Annotated in this window: 2 protein-coding genes; both read right to left on the bottom strand. The window is 59.7% G+C overall.

Going from position 1 to position 1,972, the window contains the following annotated elements; translation table 11 throughout:
• On the bottom strand, window positions 1–367 hold a 367-nt coding region (locus DBR24_RS32130), incomplete at its 3' end, for an MlaA family lipoprotein (RefSeq protein WP_256591459.1).
• Window positions 360–1,658 (bottom strand): serine/threonine protein kinase, encoded by a 1,299-nt coding sequence (locus DBR24_RS13380; protein WP_128614999.1) that lies wholly within the window; start codon window positions 1,656–1,658, stop codon window positions 360–362. The genes DBR24_RS32130 and DBR24_RS13380, both read right to left, overlap by 8 nt.
• Between the last annotated feature and the right edge of the window lie 314 nt (window positions 1,659–1,972).

Genomic DNA, 1,972 nt, shown 5'->3' on the forward strand with positions numbered 1-1,972 from the left:
GCAGGCTGTTGACCAGGTTCGGCACGTCGCCGAGGTTGTTGAAGAAGTTGCTGACCCCGGTGCGCAGGAAGCCAGGGGTCACGTAACGGTAACCGTCGACCACCGGCAGGAACACCCATTGGTCGAAGCGGTAGTTGAAGTGGTAGACGCGACGGTTCCACGACTCCAGCGGGTCATACACGTTGAGCGCGTTGAGCGTCGAGCGCTCGAACTCACGCTGGTCCAGACCCGGGTTGAACTTGAGTTTGGACAACGGCTCCTTGAAGCCGTCGCTGTCGACCACCACCGGCGCGTTGGCTTTGCTGTTGTCGGCCTGGGCCACGCCTGCGCTGAGGAGCGCTGCAATCAGCAGGAGATATTTAGCCACGGAAAAACTCCAGCATGGCGTCGCTGTTGACGCGGTAGTTAAGGTTGCCGCAATGGCCGCCCAGTGGATAAACGGTCAGGCGATCGCCGAACGTCTTGCGCAGGAAGCCCAGGTCGCCCGGGCCGAGGATCACGTCGTCGGCGTTGTGCATCACGGCGATTTTCGGGCTGTCGTGCAGGTAATCCTTGAGCGCATACAGGCTGACCTGGTCGATCAGTTGCAGCAGGCTGCCGCCGTCGGTGCGCGCGCGCCACATTGGAATCACCTGTTCGGTCAGGTAGCAATCGAAGTCGCATTGCAGCGCACGCTTGAGGAACGGCGTGAGGCTGGTGCCTTCGGTGATCGGGAATTTCGGCGGCGTGATCAGGCCGCGACGGTTGATCAGGTCCGAAGTAAAGGCGATGTCGGCGGCCGAGAAGCGGAACGACGTGCCGATCAGCATCGCCATCTGCTCATTGGTCAGGTGCTGCTTGGACTGCTGGAAGTCATACAGCAGGGCGTCGTTGAGGTCGATGTAGCCTTTCTGCTGGAAGTAACGGGTCAGCTTGCCCAGTACCAGTTCATAGAACGTGGTGCTGTTGTTGATGCCTTTCACTTCGGTCTGAACCAGCTTGTCGAGGTTGCTGATCGAGGTGTAGAGGTTGACTGGCGGGTTGAGCAGCAGGACTTTCTTGAAGTTGAAGCTGCGCCGGGTTTCGTCCAGGTGCGCGACAAACGCGGCATCGAGGGCGCCGAGGCTGTAGCCGGTCAGGTAATACTCGGTGACCGGCAGTTTCGGGTGCTGCGCCCGTACGGCCTGCATCACCCGGTACATGTCTTCGGCGTCTTCCTTGGTGATACCGGGCGTGGCGAAGCGTGAAGCGGCGCTGATGAAATCGAAACTGGTCGGCGAGGACAACTGCACGACGTGATAGCCGGCCTTGTAGTAGAGCTTCTTCAAGTATTCGTTGAGCGTGCTGTCATAGCGTGCGCCGGTGCCGGCGATCAGGAAGATCAGCGGCGCCGGTTTGTCCTGCTGGGCGATGCGGTAGGTGAGCTTCTTCACCGCCCAGAAGTTGTCCGGGAGGATGAAGGCCCGCTCCGGGCGCAAGGTGATGCTGTGGTCGGACTGGTTGATGTCGTCGTTGGACGGCAATTCCGGGCGCAGGTCCGGTGGCGTCGTGGCGATGGTTGCCTCGAACGGGTTGGTCAGGGGATAGCCATAACTGGCGGCATCGATATCCACCGCCAGTGCGGACGCACTCAGAATAAGGCCGCTGAACAGCGCGGCGAAGCGCAAGGAACGGAGCATGACTGGATCCCTTAAAGGAAGGTGCCGAATGAAGTTCGCAGGCTATGACCACCGGGCTTGCGCCAAAGTGCCATGCCTCGGCACCAAACAGGCAGAATTCGGAGTAATAGTAGCTGGACGATACACTTTGCAGCGGCCGAATGAACAGTTAACAGTTGTTAGTACTTGCCAACGGTACAAGTCCGATTAAGCTGGCCGCCGATTTCCGTAGATTGGAGTGATTCATGTCTCGCCGCTTGCCCGTGGTGCTGTTGCTCGTCCTGTTGCCGTTGTGGCTGGCTGCCAGCTATGGCGCGCGTTACGGCTTCATGGAG

It is taken from the genome of Pseudomonas sp. HMWF006 (assembly GCF_003061205.1).
GTDB lineage: Bacteria > Pseudomonadota > Gammaproteobacteria > Pseudomonadales > Pseudomonadaceae > Aquipseudomonas > Aquipseudomonas monsensis.

Coding starts and splice junctions, on each gene's coding strand:
- DBR24_RS13380 (WP_128614999.1), bottom strand. CDS start 1,658: ATGCTCCGTTCCTTGCGCTTCGCCGCGCTGTTCAGCGGCCTTATTCTG.